The sequence below is a fragment of the Enterococcus moraviensis ATCC BAA-383 genome, assembly GCF_000407445.1.
Lineage (GTDB): Bacteria > Bacillota > Bacilli > Lactobacillales > Enterococcaceae > Enterococcus_L > Enterococcus_L moraviensis.
The window spans coordinates 606,064-622,926 of the sequence record NZ_ASWB01000001.1; the positions used below are offsets into that span (position 1 = coordinate 606,064).

Below are 16,863 nucleotides of genomic sequence, written 5' to 3' on the forward strand. Positions count from 1 at the left end.
AACTATTTTTTCCCTCCATTTTAAATTGTATTTTTTTTATAAATAAGCCTATCTAAATGAATCGTTAGATAACTTTTTTCCTCTTTAGAAATCATTACTCGATGTTTTTTCTTGAGAAACATGGTAATTTTCTCTGTACATTCAAAAGAACTCGGATAGGTTTCTTTGACCATTAAAAAAAGAGAATCTTCCCCATCTACATGAAGAGTGCCGTTAAAAATTCTTTGAGCCAAAAATTTCAAATGCGTGATAAAGCGGTAAAAATAAACAGAATCTTCATCGATTGTCACGTTAAAATGGTATTTTACAATGCTCAAAATCTCTGTCATCAATTTAGTTACTTCATACGCATGTTCTAGATTTTCATCTAACTCTGAATTCACAATATGAAAAGCAATAAAGCCAGCTTCATCTTCAGATAATTGTACATCTAATCGCTGTTTAATCAGTATAATTGCTTCTTGACCTAACTGAAATTCCACAGGATAAAAGCGTTTGATATCCCAAAGCATTGCATTTTTCATCGCAATTCCTTGTTGCTTTCGGTGAATAGAAGTATAAATATGATCAGTTAATGAAATATAGATACCTTCACTTAGTTTCTTTCCTAACTTCAATTTAATGTTTTCAATAATTTCATCTGTAACAGATAAGAAATCACTTGGAATACTTGCAATGATTTGTTGGAACTTTCCAGATAAGTCTTGACTTTGAAGAACAAATTTTTTATTTACTAAAGAATCTTCGACTGCCTCTCCTATTTTTTTTTGATAAGCAAGCCCTTTTCCAAGAACAACAATTTCATTACCTAGATTGTCTAAACACACAACAACATTATTATTCAATATCTTCTGAATAATCATTTTTTCACCACCTAAAAAGACCTGATTGTAAATTTATAAAACGTCAAAAAATAAGACTTACGTTTTACCAATTTACAATCAGGTCTAGCTTGAATTTTTTCAATTACTATCCACATGAAATTAGAAATATTCTTCTATGTCTCGTATTTTATCAAACGCTTTCATTTTTGTCAATGTAATTTTTAATTAGTTTTCACACACTGTGAACAATAATGAACAGCTACATTTAATTTCATTTAGAAACAAAAATGTATCAAATGTCCTGTTATTCATAAAATGAATAACACTTATATTCTTATACTGACTATCCAAAAATGCAATTTCACATTCAAATGATTCCCCTGTATACTTTAAAGTGCTTAATAACTCAACTATATTATAAAATCGGAGGGAATATAAATGACGACAAAAATGACAGAAAAAATGTGCTTTAGTCCATCTTTTGACTATATCGATAACGGTGTTGAACATGGTGTGCTCAGCCCATTTGAGACAAAAGAAATCATTTTGAAAAAAGGGGATCAAATTGCTGAAGGTTTTAAACCATTAACGAATGATATTAAAATGCTGAAAGATGTCCCAGTAGAATTACGAGACGGTATCACAATCTACACGGATATCTACTTACCAATTACTGAGAAAAAAGTACCTGTTCTCATTGCGTGGAGTCCATATGGTAAAAGTGCTGGAACCGCGCCTCGCTACAAAAATCTTTTTAATATGCTAGGTATGGGAAATCATTGGAACTCAGGATTAACAAAATTTGAAGCACCTGACCCGGATTATTGGTGCGCACATGGTTATGCTGTATGTAATCCCGATATGCGCGGCATCGCACATAGCGAAGGAAATACTACGATGATTGGTTCACAAGAAGCACAGGACGGTTATGACTTAATCGAATGGTTAGCTTCCCAATCATGGTCCAATGGTAAAACAGCACTTACAGGAACTTCTTATTTAGCTTTTTCACAATGGTATATCGCTGCTGAACAGCCTCCTCACTTAACTTGTATCAATCCAACAGAGGGACTTGCAGATGGTTATCGTGACTTAGCTTTTATAGGTGGAATTCCAGATGAAAACTTTATTGAGCGCTTGCAAGTGAATCACGTCAGTGCGAAAAATGCTACACGTGAAGACTTAGTAAAAGAAATGAAAGCATATCCTTTGGCCAATACAGCAGTTTGGCAAGATAAAGTTGCTGATCCAAATAAAATCACAATACCTGCCTTTGTTATTGCAAGCTATTCAAATACACTACACACGATGGGAACTTTCCGTTCTTGGCGTACGTTAGGATCAAAAGAAAAATGGCTTCGTATTCATGATCGTCAAGAATGGCCTTATTATTATGATGAAAAAAATATTGAAGAATTACGCCGATTTTTTGATTATTATTTACTTGAAAAAGAAAACGGCTGGACAGAAACACCAACTGTTCGCTATTCACTTATTGATTTTCATGGTGGTAACAAAACAGACATTCCATCAGAATCTTTCCCACCTTCAACAAGTGAAAACAAACGCTATTACTTGAACGGACTATCCCGTACTTTACAAGAAAATCCTGAAACAAAAGATGCCACAGTAAAATATACTGCAGGTAATTTACCAGGTCGTAGCTCTTTTCAACTAACTTTCGCTAAAGATACCGATTTTGTTGGTTATCCAAAAGCTAAACTATTCATGGAAGTTGAAGGTTATGAGGATATGGATATTTTTGTTTGGATTCAAAAGTTAGACAAATTGGGAAATGTTTTAAGTGAGTTTGTTGTTCCAAATCACGGTGCTGCCCTTCAAGATTTCACACAAGAGGGTGCCTCTGCTCTGCGTTACAAAGGAGCTTGGGGACGTCTTCGAGCTTCCATGCGTCATCTTGATAGCGGACTTACAACAGATGAAATCCCCGCTTATACCTTTGACCGTGTTCAAAAATTATCAAAAGGTGAAATTGTTGCGCTTGATATTGTATTAAGTCCACTTGGTCTATCCTACAAAGCTGGTGAAACCTTAAGAATGGTTATCAGTACAAAAGACGAACTCGGATCTGTGATGCCGGGAACACCAGGTTGCACACCTGATAATCAAGGAACGCACATTCTTCATACTGGTGGCGAATATGCTTCATATCTTCAATTACCATTGATAGTCACTCATTAAAACTTGTTAAATCAATAAGTAAACTTTATACTAGAGCTACTATTAAATATAATTATTTGAGATGGAGCCAAGATGAAGTTAACAACCTTAAACTATTTTGTTACAGTGGCTACTGAAGGAAATTTTACAAGAGCTTCCGAAAAACTATATATTTCTCAGCCAACCCTAAGTAGGCGCATACAAAATTTAGAATCTGAACTAGGAGTAGAATTATTTATTCGTCATAACCATGGACTTACATTGTCTGATGCTGGTGAGCAATTCCTAAAAGAAGTCAGCGACGTTTTAAAACGCATAGATCATTTATCTCATATGTTCGACCATCAAGTAAATTCTGATGAAGCATCCCATATTTTTAAAATTGGCTATTTGCAGAATTTCAATATGGGAAAAATGTATGAGATATTTGAGTATTTTAAAAATAAGCATCCAAATGTTCAATTTGTAACGAAACAAGATACTCCGATAAATTTAGCCGATGGACTTTCAAATGGTCGATATGATTTAGTCTTTAATTTAGTAACTTACCTTCAAACAAAGCAAAATATTGAAAAATCTATATTTTTGGAAAATTATCTGCAAATTGCAGTGCCCTTTCATCATATTTTAAATGATAGAAAAAAAGTGAGTTTTGCAGATTTAAGTAGTGAGACCTTTATCTTACTTGAAAGACAATATTCACCTGTTATTGTTGACTATGTAATTGGACAAGGTATCAAAAACGGGTTCAATTTAAAAGCAAATTCTTATGTAAAAGATCTTGATGAAGGTCTTTCAAGAGTTTCAGTCGGGAACGATTTAGCTTTTTTATATTCAGGTATGAATGACGGAACATTAGAAGAGAAATATCATATTAAAATTATTGATATTGATAACGTAAGTACGGATCATACTATTGCTGTTGCTTACAATAAGGAATATAAAAATGAACTCCTTCAAGAATTATTTATGTACTACAAAACAGTAAAATAACTCATTAAGTAAATGAGAGAAAATATCCCATCTCTACGCAATTTGTTTTCATCGCAAACAAAAAAGCTCAAACTACTAAATAATCAATAATTTGAGTTTTTTTTGCTTCGTGTTAAAAAGACTGCCTCTATTGATATCACTGAAATTTTCATTAAATTGACTACCGCCTTGACTACATACATTAAAAAGTAAGTGATGGTTCCAAGCATGTCATTATGAAAGTATCAAAAATCAGATCCATCATAACAATTACTCCTAAAAACGGTAAGAGCTAAGTTTAACTTACAAATTTTTAGTTTAATAGGAAGCATTGTTTTGGTATTTTTCGAATTTTTTTTGTCGTCAACTTTTCTATGATTTTTACCTATTTTCTGACAATACAGTTAGTCAAGTTGGTATAATCAAGTACAATCACAGAAAATCTGCATAAATTCCTTAAACAAAGTCAAAAGAAAAAAAACTTGATATCAAAGAAAATATGATTCCCCTCTTTTTTTATTCTAAGATTTACAAAAAATATTTTGACTAAAGTAACTCTTGATATTTTCTCATATAGATTTTTTTGATCACTGTTACTAAAAATAAATAGGCAACAATAGTTGGAATCAAATAATAAAAATAATTTCCAGGCAACGGAGCAAATCCAATACTAGCGCCTAGACCCGTGAATGGTAAAATTGTTCCAACCAAAATCCCAATCGAAGTAACTAGCGTCAAAATACCTGACGCTCTACTTTGAAGAAACGGTATTTTAGGCGTTCTCAACACATGTAGCACCAGCATTTGTGACCATAACGATTCAATAAACCAACCAGCGTGAAAAATAGCGATAAATAGTAGTTGTTTATCAGCAGTTAGCGAAAAGAAGCCGCCACCTAAAATAGCTGGACAAATAATAAAGTACATAAATAAATACGTTACGATATCAAAAATAGAACTTGTTGGTCCAAACCATTTCATGAATGAACCGATCGATTTAGCTTCCCATTTTTTCGGCTTTTCTACATATTCAGCATCCACATTATCCCAAGGAACTGACATACATGATGTATCATAAATCAAATTCAAAAAAAGTGATTGGATTGGCGCTACTGGTAAAAATGGTAAGAAGATACTAGCTGGAATAACAGAAAATACATTACCAAAATTGGAACTTGCAGTCATTTTGATATATTTCATTGTATTACTAAACACTCTGCGACCGGATATGATTCCTTTTTCCAAGACCATCAAGTCTTTTTGCAGTAAAATGACATCTGCCGATTCTTTGGCAATGTCGACTGCAGTATCGACAGAAATTCCAACATCCGAAACTTTCATCGCACCGGCATCATTGATCCCATCTCCCATGAATCCAACTGTTTGTTCATTTTTTTTCAATGCTTTTACAATTTTTGTTTTTTGATCAGGAGTTACTTTTGTGAAAATGTTGTATTCATTCACCGTTTCTTCTAACTCCGTTTCAGATAGCTTTGCAAGAGATGAACCATTGATCATTTTTTCCACACCAAGACCAACCTCTTTACAAACTGAACGGGTAACCAACTCATTATCACCTGTTAAGATTTTCACTGAAACACCATTATTTTCTAGCGCTTTAATAGCTGCTGCTGCCGTTTCTTTAGGAGGATCTAAAAATGCTAAATACCCTTGTAAGATCAATTCTTTTTCATCTTCAACCGAATAGTCATCTAATTGATTGTTGACCTGTTTATCGGCAATCGCTAATACTCGTAAGCCATCTTTATTTAATTCGTTTACTGTTTTTAATACTTGCTTCTTTATTTGGGGCGTGATTGGCACAATCTCACCATGTTGGTTGATATGAGAACAAGCTTGCAGCATTTCTTCCACTGCACCTTTGGTAATCAAAAAACTTTGATTAGATCTTCTATTTTTGACCACCACACTCATTCTTCTACGATTAAAATCAAATGGAATTTCATCAATTTTAAAGTAGTCTTCTTCATCAATGAATAACTCTTTTGACGTTGCTTCAATAATTGCTTTATCAATTAGATTGCGCAGGCCTGTTTGAAAGTAGCTATTTAAAAATGCTGAATGTAAGACTTCTCGATCTTCTTGACATGAAGTATTGTAATGATATTCTAAAATCACTTTATCTTGTGTTAGTGTACCCGTTTTATCTGTACATAAAATATCCATGGCGCCAAAGTTTTGAATAGCATTGATATTTTTCATGATCGTGCCTTCTTTTGCCATGTCTCTAGAGCCCTTAACTAAATTGGTCGTAACAATCATTGGCAGCATTTCTGGCGTAAGGCCAACCGCTGTCGCAATCGCAAACATCAAGGCTTCACTCCAATTACCTTTTGTAATGCCATTGATCAAAAAGACTGCTGGTGTAATGACCATCATAAAACGAATCAACAACCAAGTGGTTTTATTCACACCTAATTCAAAGCTTGTCTTTTTCTCATCATCCGCTACATCTTGGGCAATTTTTCCAAATAAGGTATTGTCTCCAACGCGAACTGCTACCCCGACACCACTACCGCTAACCACATTACTTCCTAAGAATAATAGATTTTCAAAATCCGTTTGATTATTATTTGTTGAAACGAAATTCTTTACTTTTTTTTCAACAGGAAAACTTTCACCCGTCATCGCTGATTGAGATACAAATAAATCTTTTGCATGAATCAAACGAAGGTCTGCTGGAATCATATCGCCAGCTGAAAGCTTCACTAAATCGCCACAAACCACTTCATCCATAGGAATTTCCATCTCTTTATTTTCTCTGGTAACAGTCGCTGTGATTTGGATCATGGTTTGTAGCTTACTAACAACATTATTAGATTTGACTGATTGGATTAACGTCATCGTCCCACTCAATAAAATCATGACCAGCATGATCAAAACACCCGCAATATCTTTTTCACTTGGATCAGCATATACGTATTCCGTAAAAAATGAAATCGTGGCAAGAACCATCAGCACCACAGTAAAAGGTGTAACATAGGATTTTACGACGGTATAAATAAATGATTTCTTTTTATCACCAGTGATTTTATTTACACCAAATTTTTCCTTTGATTGTTGAACTTCTCTGGCTTTCAGTCCATCCCACGAAGAGGAAAAACTTTCTAGCACTTTGTCGATAGGTAAATTGGCTAATTTTTGATAGGCTTTTTCATGGATCATGTTCTTCATTTCTTTTTGCATCAGAGGTATCCTCTTTTCTTTCTATTGTTTTTTTGTTTATCGAACTATCATCTGGCATGATTACCACATCCTTTCCACACAAAAAGAACGCACTGAAAACTCAGTCCGCTTTGACGTGAGTCTTCGTAATCGTTGAGTTTTGGCACTATACAACGTAAAAAGCCTCTGCTTTTAGCTACCTTATGAAAAGCCTTCGTTCGACAATTCCTGTTCTACCCATTGGCGTCTCTCGACATTTTTGGGCAGTAGCCTGTGTTTGTATAGGAGCCTCACCTAACAAGAAGAATTACACGTTTAGTTTAATGATTTACCTCCTTATTTTATAGTCGAAAAAAGGAATAGCTCTATAGAGAAAACGAGATAGTCTATTTCACTATTTTTGTTTAAGATCGTTATATAGACGAACATCCCAACTTCGTTTATGCATAAATCCATACTCCTTTTTACAATGTAAACTCTGACAAAATCCACTTCGTCTTTCCAGCGAAGTGGATTTTGTTTTCTTTCTCTTTTACAAGATATCAACAAAATGGAATAGTCCTATAAGTATAATAAAATGGTGTCACTTGAAATTTCAAACTATACTAAATGAGTAAAAAGTTCATCGTTTCTTATCAGATTTAGTACACTGATAAAAGCTCCTTTAATTGGTTTGCTATCACCAATTGAAGGAGCCTTTTCTTTTGCTAATCAACCTACTATTAATTTTTTATATAGTTTTTCAAAAAAAGAACTATTTCAATAAGACTTATTTTATCTTGTAGAGGACTAAATTTTATTGTGTAAAGGAGCTGCAAAAATGAAGCTAAAACACTTAGACTATTTTTTATCTTTATGTAAAAATAAGAGTTTTACAAAAGCCTCTGAAGAATTAGGGATTTCTCAACCCTATCTGAGTACTCATATCCGAGAATTAGAAAAGGAACTAAATGTTCAATTAATAATCAGAAATCACGGGAATAACACTTTAACACCCGAAGGTTTTGTTTTGAAAAGACGAGGTGAAACAATATTTCAAGAATTTGAAAATGCCCTATCTGAAATCAATTTGTTAGTCCATACAGGAGAAACTGCAACGATCAGAATTGGGACTAATTTAGCGGATACCGATTATTTGATAGCAAACTCATTGACTATTTTCCAAAAACGCTATCCATCCGTTTCTCTTAATTACAGCTATTATAGTAATTTAGAAGAGGTTCTTGAACACAACGAAATTGATATTGCGCTAGGTATTCTTTCAGATAAGAAAAGTTCGATTAAGACTGATTTAATTTTTTCTGAATCTTATGTTGTTTTCACTAGCACCCAAAATAAGTTAGCAAAATTGGATGAAGTATCCGTACATCAGTTAAAAGAGTTGCCTTTAATAAACTATTCAAATCAACTTTTTGAAAAGAAGATAATTGATTCATGGATCGAATCAACGCATCCAGAACTTTATACGAATCGACATTATGAGCTTCCATCTACACTTTCGATATTAAATTTAGTTGATCAAGACTTTGGAGTCGCTTTTCTTCCCTTTTCATTGGCAGATTCACTTCCTCTTCATTTGAATGTTTCTTCTATTGAAATGATCAATGGCCCATTTAGAGATATTTCAATCGGTTATTCCTCAGATTACACCCTCTCTGAAAGCCACAAATATCTACTCAAACAACTTCAATTTATTTTTTAATGCATTCTTAAAAAGGAGAAATATGTTATGGAACTATCTCACTTACATTACTTTCTCACTCTTTGTGAGCAAAAACAATTTACTCGAGCCAGTCATGCTCTTGGAATCTCTCAAGCTGCCCTCAGTAAACAAATTAAAAATCTGGAAGATGAAATTGGAACGATTTTATTTGATAGAAATAGTACAACCTGCCAGTTAACACCTGCCGGAAAAATTTTAGAGATGCATGGCTGGCGCATCAAGCAAGAACTATTCTATATTCGTGAAGAAGTTAACGATTTTTCTCACGACTTATCAAAACAGCCTATTACCACAACTATCAACGTTTCTCTATTCTTAAATGATTTAGAATTTAAATTAAATAGTACTCTTTCTACGTTATTTCATGAGCATCATCATTTGAATATCAATACAATTATTTCCGATAATATTTTTAAATCACTTGAAACCTTAGAATCTGATATTGGAATTGGCCCCTCTATAAAAAATGTGCCGCCACCCCTAAATAAAATAGATCTTTATTCAAATAATTATCAAATTATTGTACGAAATGGGCACCCACTCTTAAAGAATCCAACGCTAACATTAGATTTATTCAATGATTACCCATTTGTTTTTTTTAGCCAAACTTTTCTTGAAACGAAAATACTAGATGACTGGATGCAAAAGAATTTTCCAACTCGATCTAAGGAAAATGATATTCAAGTTGATACAACTGAATTAATTCTCTACATGGTCCGTAACACAGATATTTTCTCTATCGTTCCTGAGTATTTAGAAACGTACTTAAAAGATTTAAATATTACCTCGATCACTCACAGCGCTCTTCCAATCAGGCAAATGTCGATTTATTATCTAAAAAATAAATATATGAGTACTCAACTAAAACAAACGTTAGCGGCATTTACTAACCATACCTTTTAGTAAACGAATCGCATATAAAAAAAGGACTAGATAACTCTATGAGCTATCTAGTCCTTTTTCACTTGATTTAATGTTCCGTCATTTTTTCTTTTTTTCAACTGATTCTGATAGTTTCTTATCCGTCTTTTTTAAATCCGATTTTGAAGACTTTTCATCCTCAGCCTTTTTGCTTGATTCCGAAGAGGTACTCTCTTTCTCAACCTTGGAGGATGCTGGCGCTTCAGATTTATTTTTATTCTTCTCTGCATTTTTACCGCATCCCACTAACGCAAATGAACATAGTAAGATTGTTGTTCCTAAGATAATTTTTTTCATGGACTTCATCCTCCTAATAAATTAATAAGCAACTACTGATGCTTACCGTTTATTATGACAGAATTACAAGGATCAACCATCCGAAAAATTTCATAGAGGTATTTCTTTTTTAACAACCCTTTAATCATAATCTGTTGTTAAATTATTGATTCCTAACGACTCCATTTTTTTAAACTCACTTTGCGGTACTCCCCACAAATTGACTGTTAAGCCTTTGCTTTGCGCCTTTGCAATCAAGTCAGCTCTATTTGCCACACTTTCATATCGGATATCTAAGCCAGCATTTCCACCTAAATTACTCATTTGGTCAATCATTACATCGTCCAAAGTGTTGGCGAGAAACTGAACTTGGGTATCTGGAAGTCGTTTTTTCATTTCTACTAGATTAGAATAATCAAAAGAAATAATCACCGCGGTGTTTGCCATACCATATGAACTTATCAGATTTGCTAAACTATCATATTCACTTGGTGCAAGTTTTTTTGCTTTCAATTCAATAAAAGGAATACTTTGCTTACTATTCATGATTGTCAAAAAATCCTCTAAAGTCGGAATGACCAACTGATCTGAAGAATAATTTTCTTTATTCGAACCTTGATCGATACGTAATTCTCTTATTTGAGCCAATGTCAGATCACTGATTTTACCTTTGCCATTGGTCATTCGATCAACAGTTTTATCATGCATGATCACCCATTGTTTATCTTTGGTCAACCAGACATCTGTTTCGATCCCCCAGCTATTAGATTGTTGGAAAGAAGGAATTGAATTTTCTGGCGCTACTTTATGATTTCCTCTATGGGCAACATAGCGTATATCATCCATCATTTCACTGATTTCAATATTTTCAGCAGAAATATACCCTTCAGTTGTTCGATAAATTTTCTTTTCAGAATTAAAGACAATTCCTTTCACATACGCTACACTATTTGCAGCCAACTGCCTAGCTGATTTAGATAGCGTTCGATTTTGAAAAAGAGTTGTTTCTTGCATTATGCGAATACGAACAGGTCGTCTAAGTTGAATTTCCGTAGTTCCAGCGTCAGTTCCAGCTTTTAGTCCATTTTTAGCAATCATTTCTGCATTAGCATGGTAAACGCCATTAGTAAAATCAAAATCTTCATAATCAACATGAACTTTGTATAAATGATCCGATTGTTTAGTTGCTTCATATTTTTTTTCATCGCTTTTATCTTCTTTTGACCACACAGGAACAATTAATTTTTCAACGTCTGGGATGGTATTTGTTTTAATCGTTACGTCAAATTGACCTTTACCAATATCGGTATTATCTATAGTCGCTTCTATACTTGGCTGATTTACAACAAATGAACCAAAATCAACTAATTCTGTTGTCCCATTTTCTTTTGTAATCAAAATCTTGATTTGATAACGGCCAGCTTCTTGATGCTTTTTAATAAGAATATCGCTTTCCCAACTGTTCGTCTCAGGATGGTAAACACCTTGATAAATTTGACTATCGCTTGGTCCATCTTGTTCTCCAAATGTTGGAAATTCAACTTTCGCTATATGTTTAACACTAGATAGATTGGCACTTAGTTTGTATACGGTCTGCTTGTTATCCATATTTAGTAAACGAAAAAAAGGTCGTTGTGCAGGATAGTTAACAGCTTTATCCTGTACCCAAGGCTGGATTATCGGCTCAGAAAATTCAGAGTTTACTCGTTCTCCTTCAGTTAATAACGCTTCTTCCTTAGGCAAATGAATGGCAAAGACATCCGAATTTGAAGGTGAAAGCCGATACCCATCATATGAAGGATTTGAGTTGTCCTGATAATCTAGAGTAAGATAGAACCACGCTAAAATACCTATACCAATTACGATCACTAGGATGAACAATGTTGGAAATCTAAAAAACTTCTTTTTTCTTTTACTGCTTGTCTTTTTCTTTTCTGTATTTTTCTTCTTTCCTTTAAGCTTCTTCTTTTCCTCCATTTCATCCCCCTTTGAATGAGCTGTATTTCTCATTAGTTTAGCATGTTGCTTCTCACCTGTGTCTGAATCAGTAGTCTTTTGTAAAAAAATTATAAACTTTTATCGTTTACTCTTCGCTCAACTGATTATAGAGAAATAAAAACTGAACAGACAACAAATTTCTTCGCCACCTATTCAGCTTAACAATACATATAGCCATAAAAGAAGATAACTATCAAACGTTCTTTTCAGTAAAATACTCAGTAGTATCTCGCTCATCTTGCTTTAGCTGAATGATCAGATTCTCAGCACCATCAAATTTAACCTGATCTCGCAAATAGTGATTCCAACGTACCGTTACTTGTTCCCCATAAATATCTTGATGAAAATCTAAAATATACACTTCTACTGTTAGTTCGCGTCCATCTCCAAATGTGTCATTATGACCGATTGACCCCATACCAACATGCCACGTTTCACCAATTTTGATTTTCACTGCATAAACCCCAATTCTAGGGAGACGAACAGTGCTTTTTACTTTAATATTTGCAGTAGGAAATCCTAACAAACGACCTCTAGCATCCCCATGAACGACTGTTCCGTCCGTTTCGTAAACATAGCCCAACAGTTCAGTAACGTCTTCCATCCTGCCTTGTTCCATCAATTCACGAATGCGTGTTGAGCTGATTTTGGTCCCATCTAATTCTTCTTTACTTACCGTAGCAATATCAAAACGATCTTTAGCATAGCCCGGCAAATGAGCAACATCTGCAATATCCTTTGGACCATACGTATAATCAAACCCTGAAACAGCCACTTTAGCATGTAATCCTACAATATATTGATCGACAAATTCTTGTGGCGCTAAATGAGCAAATGCTGAGGTAAATTCAACCACATACAAAATGTCTACACCAAGCTTTTCCATCAATCGTTCTTTTTGCTCTAAGCTATTCAGATATCTCATATTTTCGGGTAAAACCTTTTGAAAGACGATTGACGGATGTTGATTAAATGTCATTACCGCAAGTTTCAAACCTTTTTCTCTCGCAATATTTTTGCCCGTTTCAATTACTTTTTGATGTCCACGATGAACTCCATCAAAAAAGCCCAATACCATCACGACATCATCGCTTGGTATTTGCTCTATAGTGTATGGATGTCGAATTGGAATAATTTGCATGATAAAACTTCTTTCTATTAATTATTTCTTAGTACTTTACTAGGTTTTAATACATTGTCCTTTGTTGGATGTGCCATATAAAGACTTACAACTTGATCTTGATAAAACAACGCAACTAAATCTTGTGGCATCTCGTTTAACCCGAATTCACTTGGACTTAATCGAACGCCATTTTTAACCTTTTGATAAAGTTCATCGGATAAATCAATGCGCTGAAATCGTTCAATGGCGATCTCAATCGGTAATATAATGTTAGAAAGCGCGTCTTGTTCCATCTTTTCTGCGACTTGATCTAAGGTCAAACTTTGTTCCGCCGTTAAACCGCCACTCGCTGTTCGTGTCAACTGTGACATATGGGCGGGCACGCCTAAAGCAAGACCCGTATCTACCGACAGCGTTCTAACATAGGTCCCTTTCCCACAAACCACTTTAAAGCGCCAGCTTTGCGTGCCCTTTACTTCATCAAATTCAGGTTCACTTGTTCGTTCAAAAGAATAAATCATAGCTGTTCTTTTTGGTCGTTCTACCTCTTCACCATTTCTTGCATATTCATAAAGGCGTTTTCCATTTACTTTAACCGCCGAAAACATTGGTGGAATTTGTGTGATTGAACCTGTCATCGTCTGCATAGCAGCGTCTATTTCCGCATTTGAAAAAGGTGTTGAAAGTAGAACTTGCTCAACTACTTCGCCACTGACATCCTCTGTTGTCGTGGAAAAACCTAGGGTAATTTCCCCTTCATAAGTCTTCCCTGAATCAACCATATATTCAATTACTTTCGTCCCTTTTCCGATACAAATTGGCAACACACCCGAAACATCAGGATCCAATGTACCACCGTGACCAATCTTTTTCGTATGTAAAATTTTACGTAGTTTAAAAACACAGTCATGACTTGTCATGCCAGCTTCTTTCCATAAAGGTAAAATACCGTCCATTGTTTTCCTCCATCTAGATTACTAACTTGTTTATTATAGCATAGAAGACATCAGAATTTCATTTTTTAAATACATATCCATCTCTTGAAAATGCTTTATACTCTACAAAAAAAGCGTAAAACAAAACTAGATAGTAGCTTTGTTTTACGCTTATCCGTTCAGATCTTCGCAATTCGATTAGATTGTTTTACTAGGCAGAATGACCTACGATCACATCTCCAGCATAGCCGAAGCCAACACGAGTCATACTAGGATTCATTTCCCAATCTCTATGTCCTGTTCCAGATGGTGATACCATGTTAGTCTCATTATACCAAGCCATGATCACAGAATTACCTGGGGCAAACATAAATGCAATTACTTCGTCCCCTCTATTCCAATGATCTGATGGTATCTGATAATTTTGCATGATCGCTGCTCTACTGCTAGCAGTGGCTGCTAGACCTGCATCCCAACTTACAGGATTCAATCCATTTGCAGTACGCAATGCATTCAATGCTTGGAATGTTGCATCTCCTGATGTAGCTGGTGGTGTTACAGGTACTTCAGGGGTTTCAGTTGTTGGTGTCGTCTCTTGGTTATTTGAATTAGTTTCATTGTTACTCTCGCTAGGTACAGTTGGTGTTGGTTCATTTGAATCATTTGTCGTAGCAGGAGGTGTTACAGTTTCTGTACTATCAGTTTTAGGTGTACTTGTTTCAGTTGGTGTTTCACTTTTAGCTGTTTCTTTTGCTGGTTTAGCAGCAACTTTCTTTTCTTCTTTTTTCTTCTCTTGATTAGCAAGCTGCGTTTTCAACGCTTCTTGTTGCTCTTTTAATAGTTTATTTTTTGAGTTTTCAGCACCAGATGTTTCAGAATCTACTTGTGCTTTTAACATATTTAAATCTGCCTGTTTTGCTACAAGATTTTCTTTTTCTTTTTCTAGCTGAGTTGTTGCCTCTTCAACAGCATCTAAATTCGTTTGAATATCAGATTTTTTGGTTTCAACAAGTTTCTTATCTTCTTTTTGTTGTTTCACTAAGTCATTGTTTGCATTTATAATTGAAGAAATTGCTTGAACTCGACCAACCGCATCAGAAATCGATTCTGAATTTAAAATAATATCAAGCATTTGTGTGCCTTGTCCATTTACTTGTACATTTCTTCCTTGATTTTGAATCGCTTCTGTTCGTTTGTTGATACGTATATCTAATGCCGCGATATCTTTTTTTAGTTCTTCAGATTTTTTAGTTAAATCTGTTTTTTGTCTATTTAAAGTGATTCCTTCATCATATATAGAAGAGATTTCTTCTTCTAGTGTAGTGATTTGTGACGCTACATCCTTTTGTTTTTCTTTTAGTGCTGAAATTTCTTTGTCTTGCTGCTCTATTTTTTTATCGGCTGTTTCAGCCATTGAAGTAATAGGTGTCATTACTCCAGCAATACTAACTAAGCCAACTATTAATACGGTTAATTTTTTATTTTTCACTATTGACCCTCCATTTTATTCAACAGTAATACATTGATTCGTATACTTTAAAATAATACCATAAATTTTACTTAAATAATCGATAACTATATTACACTTTCTTTCAATATAGTTACAAAAGATAATTGTGTTACAAATAGATTGAACTTTTTCGATAATTCTACGCAAAAAACCGAAGAGGAGTGACCCTGATCGGCTTTTTTTGAAAAATCACAATATTTATGCGCACACTTTATGTACGCTAGCTTATTCTAATACCAGCTTATTGGACATGTATAGCGAAGAGTATGGCTGATATAGTTATTTTTGGGATCAGTTTTTTCAATTTCAAAAGTCAGAGCATTTGTCTCTTCGTTGATCCCGCTCACAAAAAAGTTATCTCCCGAAACCGTAACAGGCACCTCATTTCCATCCAAATCATAAGCTCCAACTTTCAAAATAGCATGATCAAATTGCTTAGAATAAGTTACTGGATTTGCAAGAATCGTACTTTTATTTTTTTTCGAAACAGCTATAGGCGCTCCACCTTCAACCGTTCCACTCATAAATACTTTCTCAATATTATCTAATGTATTAAAAGGGGTCAAATCTAAAACTGGTAACCCTCCACCGTCAAAAATCCTTAATTTTTTAAGCTTTTCTACAAATGAAACATCGACTGATTTTTTTACAGCAGAATCACTATTACTGGTATCTAAATATAACTGAATATGTTCTAAATTAGTCATTTCTCCAAGAGGTCGATAATCGATAACGTTATTAAACATCAACAATGATATCCCTTTAGTATTCTTGACTTCTTGAAGTCCATCAAGAGAGAAAACCTTTTCATAATTAGTTCCAGCGTCATTTTGCTTGTTTTGAATGATCATATGATCCTTTTCAATTTGAGATAGCTGTAGTGATGTAGGTAACTCGTTTTCTACGAGATTATTTTCTTCTGCATCCCCAATCTCCATCACTAGTTTTTCACGGATTCCTGCAGAAGGTATATAGATTTTTCTTTCGTCAGCATCCCCATGCTTCCCCACTAAAATCCCTAAACTAAATAGTGAAACCAATCCAACACCTATTAATAATTTGTGACTCTTTTTCATTAGCACTTTCCTCCTTTTTCTATTAAATATATTATACATAAAGCATTTTGAAATAACAATAAAATTACGATAAAAAAGATAAAAAGCACCTTCTATCAACAAGAAGATACTTTTTATCTTTTATCTTTTATCTTTTAT

General features: G+C 34.3%; 12 protein-coding genes and 1 riboswitch. Of the genes, 4 read left to right on the plus strand and 8 right to left on the minus strand.

Annotated features, from left to right (window positions below):
- Positions 1-20: 20 nt before the first annotated feature.
- Positions 21-863, minus strand: a complete 843-nt coding sequence (gene licT / locus I586_RS02880) for a BglG family transcription antiterminator LicT (protein ID WP_010764671.1) — start codon at positions 861-863, stop codon at positions 21-23.
- Between the two features lie 399 nt (positions 864-1,262).
- On the opposite strand from licT, the gene I586_RS02885 reads away from it, so the two are divergent.
- On the plus strand, positions 1,263-3,026 hold the full coding sequence (locus I586_RS02885; protein ID WP_010764670.1) for a CocE/NonD family hydrolase: 1,764 nt from the start codon (positions 1,263-1,265) through the stop codon (positions 3,024-3,026).
- 72 nt (positions 3,027-3,098) lie between these two features.
- Entirely contained in the window at positions 3,099-3,998 is a 900-nt protein-coding gene (locus I586_RS02890) for a LysR family transcriptional regulator (RefSeq protein WP_010764669.1), read from the plus strand.
- A gap of 525 nt (positions 3,999-4,523) precedes the next feature.
- Here the strand turns inward: I586_RS02890 and mgtA are convergent.
- Positions 4,524-7,184 carry a magnesium-translocating P-type ATPase gene (gene mgtA / locus I586_RS02895; RefSeq protein ID WP_010764668.1) on the minus strand — a complete coding sequence of 887 codons (2,661 nt, stop codon included), beginning with the start codon at positions 7,182-7,184 and terminating at the stop codon, positions 4,524-4,526.
- Positions 7,185-7,301: 117 nt separating this feature from the next.
- Positions 7,302-7,472, minus strand: a riboswitch (M-box (ykoK) riboswitch).
- A 511-nt stretch (positions 7,473-7,983) separates the two neighbouring features.
- Between mgtA and I586_RS02900 the strand changes: the two genes are divergently transcribed.
- Together I586_RS02900 and I586_RS02905 are read left to right on the plus strand one after the other, a co-directional pair.
- Positions 7,984-8,865: a LysR family transcriptional regulator gene (locus I586_RS02900; RefSeq protein ID WP_010764667.1), complete on the plus strand. Its 882-nt coding sequence runs from the start codon at positions 7,984-7,986 to the stop codon at positions 8,863-8,865.
- Positions 8,866-8,892: 27 nt separating this feature from the next.
- Positions 8,893-9,789: a LysR family transcriptional regulator gene (locus I586_RS02905; protein ID WP_010764666.1), complete on the plus strand. Its 897-nt coding sequence runs from the start codon at positions 8,893-8,895 to the stop codon at positions 9,787-9,789.
- A 78-nt stretch (positions 9,790-9,867) separates the two neighbouring features.
- Here I586_RS02905 and I586_RS02910 read toward each other — a convergent pair whose 3' ends face one another.
- From I586_RS02910 to I586_RS02935, 6 genes are all read right to left on the minus strand, one after another.
- Complete coding sequence (locus tag I586_RS02910; protein WP_010764665.1) at positions 9,868-10,104, minus strand: hypothetical protein; 237 nt, start codon at positions 10,102-10,104, stop codon at positions 9,868-9,870.
- Between the two features lie 120 nt (positions 10,105-10,224).
- Entirely contained in the window at positions 10,225-12,060 is a 1,836-nt protein-coding gene (locus I586_RS16875; RefSeq protein WP_010764664.1) for a glycerophosphodiester phosphodiesterase family protein, read from the minus strand.
- A gap of 214 nt (positions 12,061-12,274) precedes the next feature.
- Positions 12,275-13,222, minus strand: a complete 948-nt coding sequence (gene ribF / locus I586_RS02920) for a riboflavin biosynthesis protein RibF (protein WP_010764663.1) — start codon at positions 13,220-13,222, stop codon at positions 12,275-12,277.
- A gap of 17 nt (positions 13,223-13,239) precedes the next feature.
- Positions 13,240-14,160: a tRNA pseudouridine(55) synthase TruB gene (truB, locus tag I586_RS02925; protein ID WP_010764662.1), complete on the minus strand. Its 921-nt coding sequence runs from the start codon at positions 14,158-14,160 to the stop codon at positions 13,240-13,242.
- Positions 14,161-14,350: 190 nt separating this feature from the next.
- A complete protein-coding gene (locus I586_RS02930) occupies positions 14,351-15,628 on the minus strand; it encodes a PcsB-like coiled-coil domain-containing protein (RefSeq protein ID WP_010764661.1) in 1,278 nt (425 codons plus the stop codon).
- A 251-nt stretch (positions 15,629-15,879) separates the two neighbouring features.
- The gene (locus I586_RS02935; protein ID WP_010764660.1) at positions 15,880-16,725 is read right to left on the minus strand and encodes a hypothetical protein; all 846 of its coding nucleotides are present in this window, start codon (positions 16,723-16,725) and stop codon (positions 15,880-15,882) included.
- Positions 16,726-16,863 lie beyond the last annotated feature (138 nt).

What these genes read in the sequence shown, in the direction of transcription:
- ribF (WP_010764663.1), bottom strand. Translation starts at nt 13,222, where the DNA reads ATGCAAATTATTCCAATTCGACATCCATACACTATAGAGCAAATACCA.
- I586_RS16875 (WP_010764664.1), bottom strand. Translation starts at nt 12,060, where the DNA reads ATGGAGGAAAAGAAGAAGCTTAAAGGAAAGAAGAAAAATACAGAAAAG.
- I586_RS02900 (WP_010764667.1), top strand. Translation starts at nt 7,984, where the DNA reads ATGAAGCTAAAACACTTAGACTATTTTTTATCTTTATGTAAAAATAAG.
- I586_RS02905 (WP_010764666.1), top strand. Translation starts at nt 8,893, where the DNA reads ATGGAACTATCTCACTTACATTACTTTCTCACTCTTTGTGAGCAAAAA.
- I586_RS02885 (WP_010764670.1), top strand. Translation starts at nt 1,263, where the DNA reads ATGACGACAAAAATGACAGAAAAAATGTGCTTTAGTCCATCTTTTGAC.
- I586_RS02890 (WP_010764669.1), top strand. Translation starts at nt 3,099, where the DNA reads ATGAAGTTAACAACCTTAAACTATTTTGTTACAGTGGCTACTGAAGGA.
- licT (WP_010764671.1), bottom strand. Translation starts at nt 863, where the DNA reads ATGATTATTCAGAAGATATTGAATAATAATGTTGTTGTGTGTTTAGAC.
- I586_RS02935 (WP_010764660.1), bottom strand. Translation starts at nt 16,725, where the DNA reads ATGAAAAAGAGTCACAAATTATTAATAGGTGTTGGATTGGTTTCACTA.
- truB (WP_010764662.1), bottom strand. Translation starts at nt 14,160, where the DNA reads ATGGACGGTATTTTACCTTTATGGAAAGAAGCTGGCATGACAAGTCAT.
- mgtA (WP_010764668.1), bottom strand. Translation starts at nt 7,184, where the DNA reads ATGCAAAAAGAAATGAAGAACATGATCCATGAAAAAGCCTATCAAAAA.
- I586_RS02910 (WP_010764665.1), bottom strand. Translation starts at nt 10,104, where the DNA reads ATGAAAAAAATTATCTTAGGAACAACAATCTTACTATGTTCATTTGCG.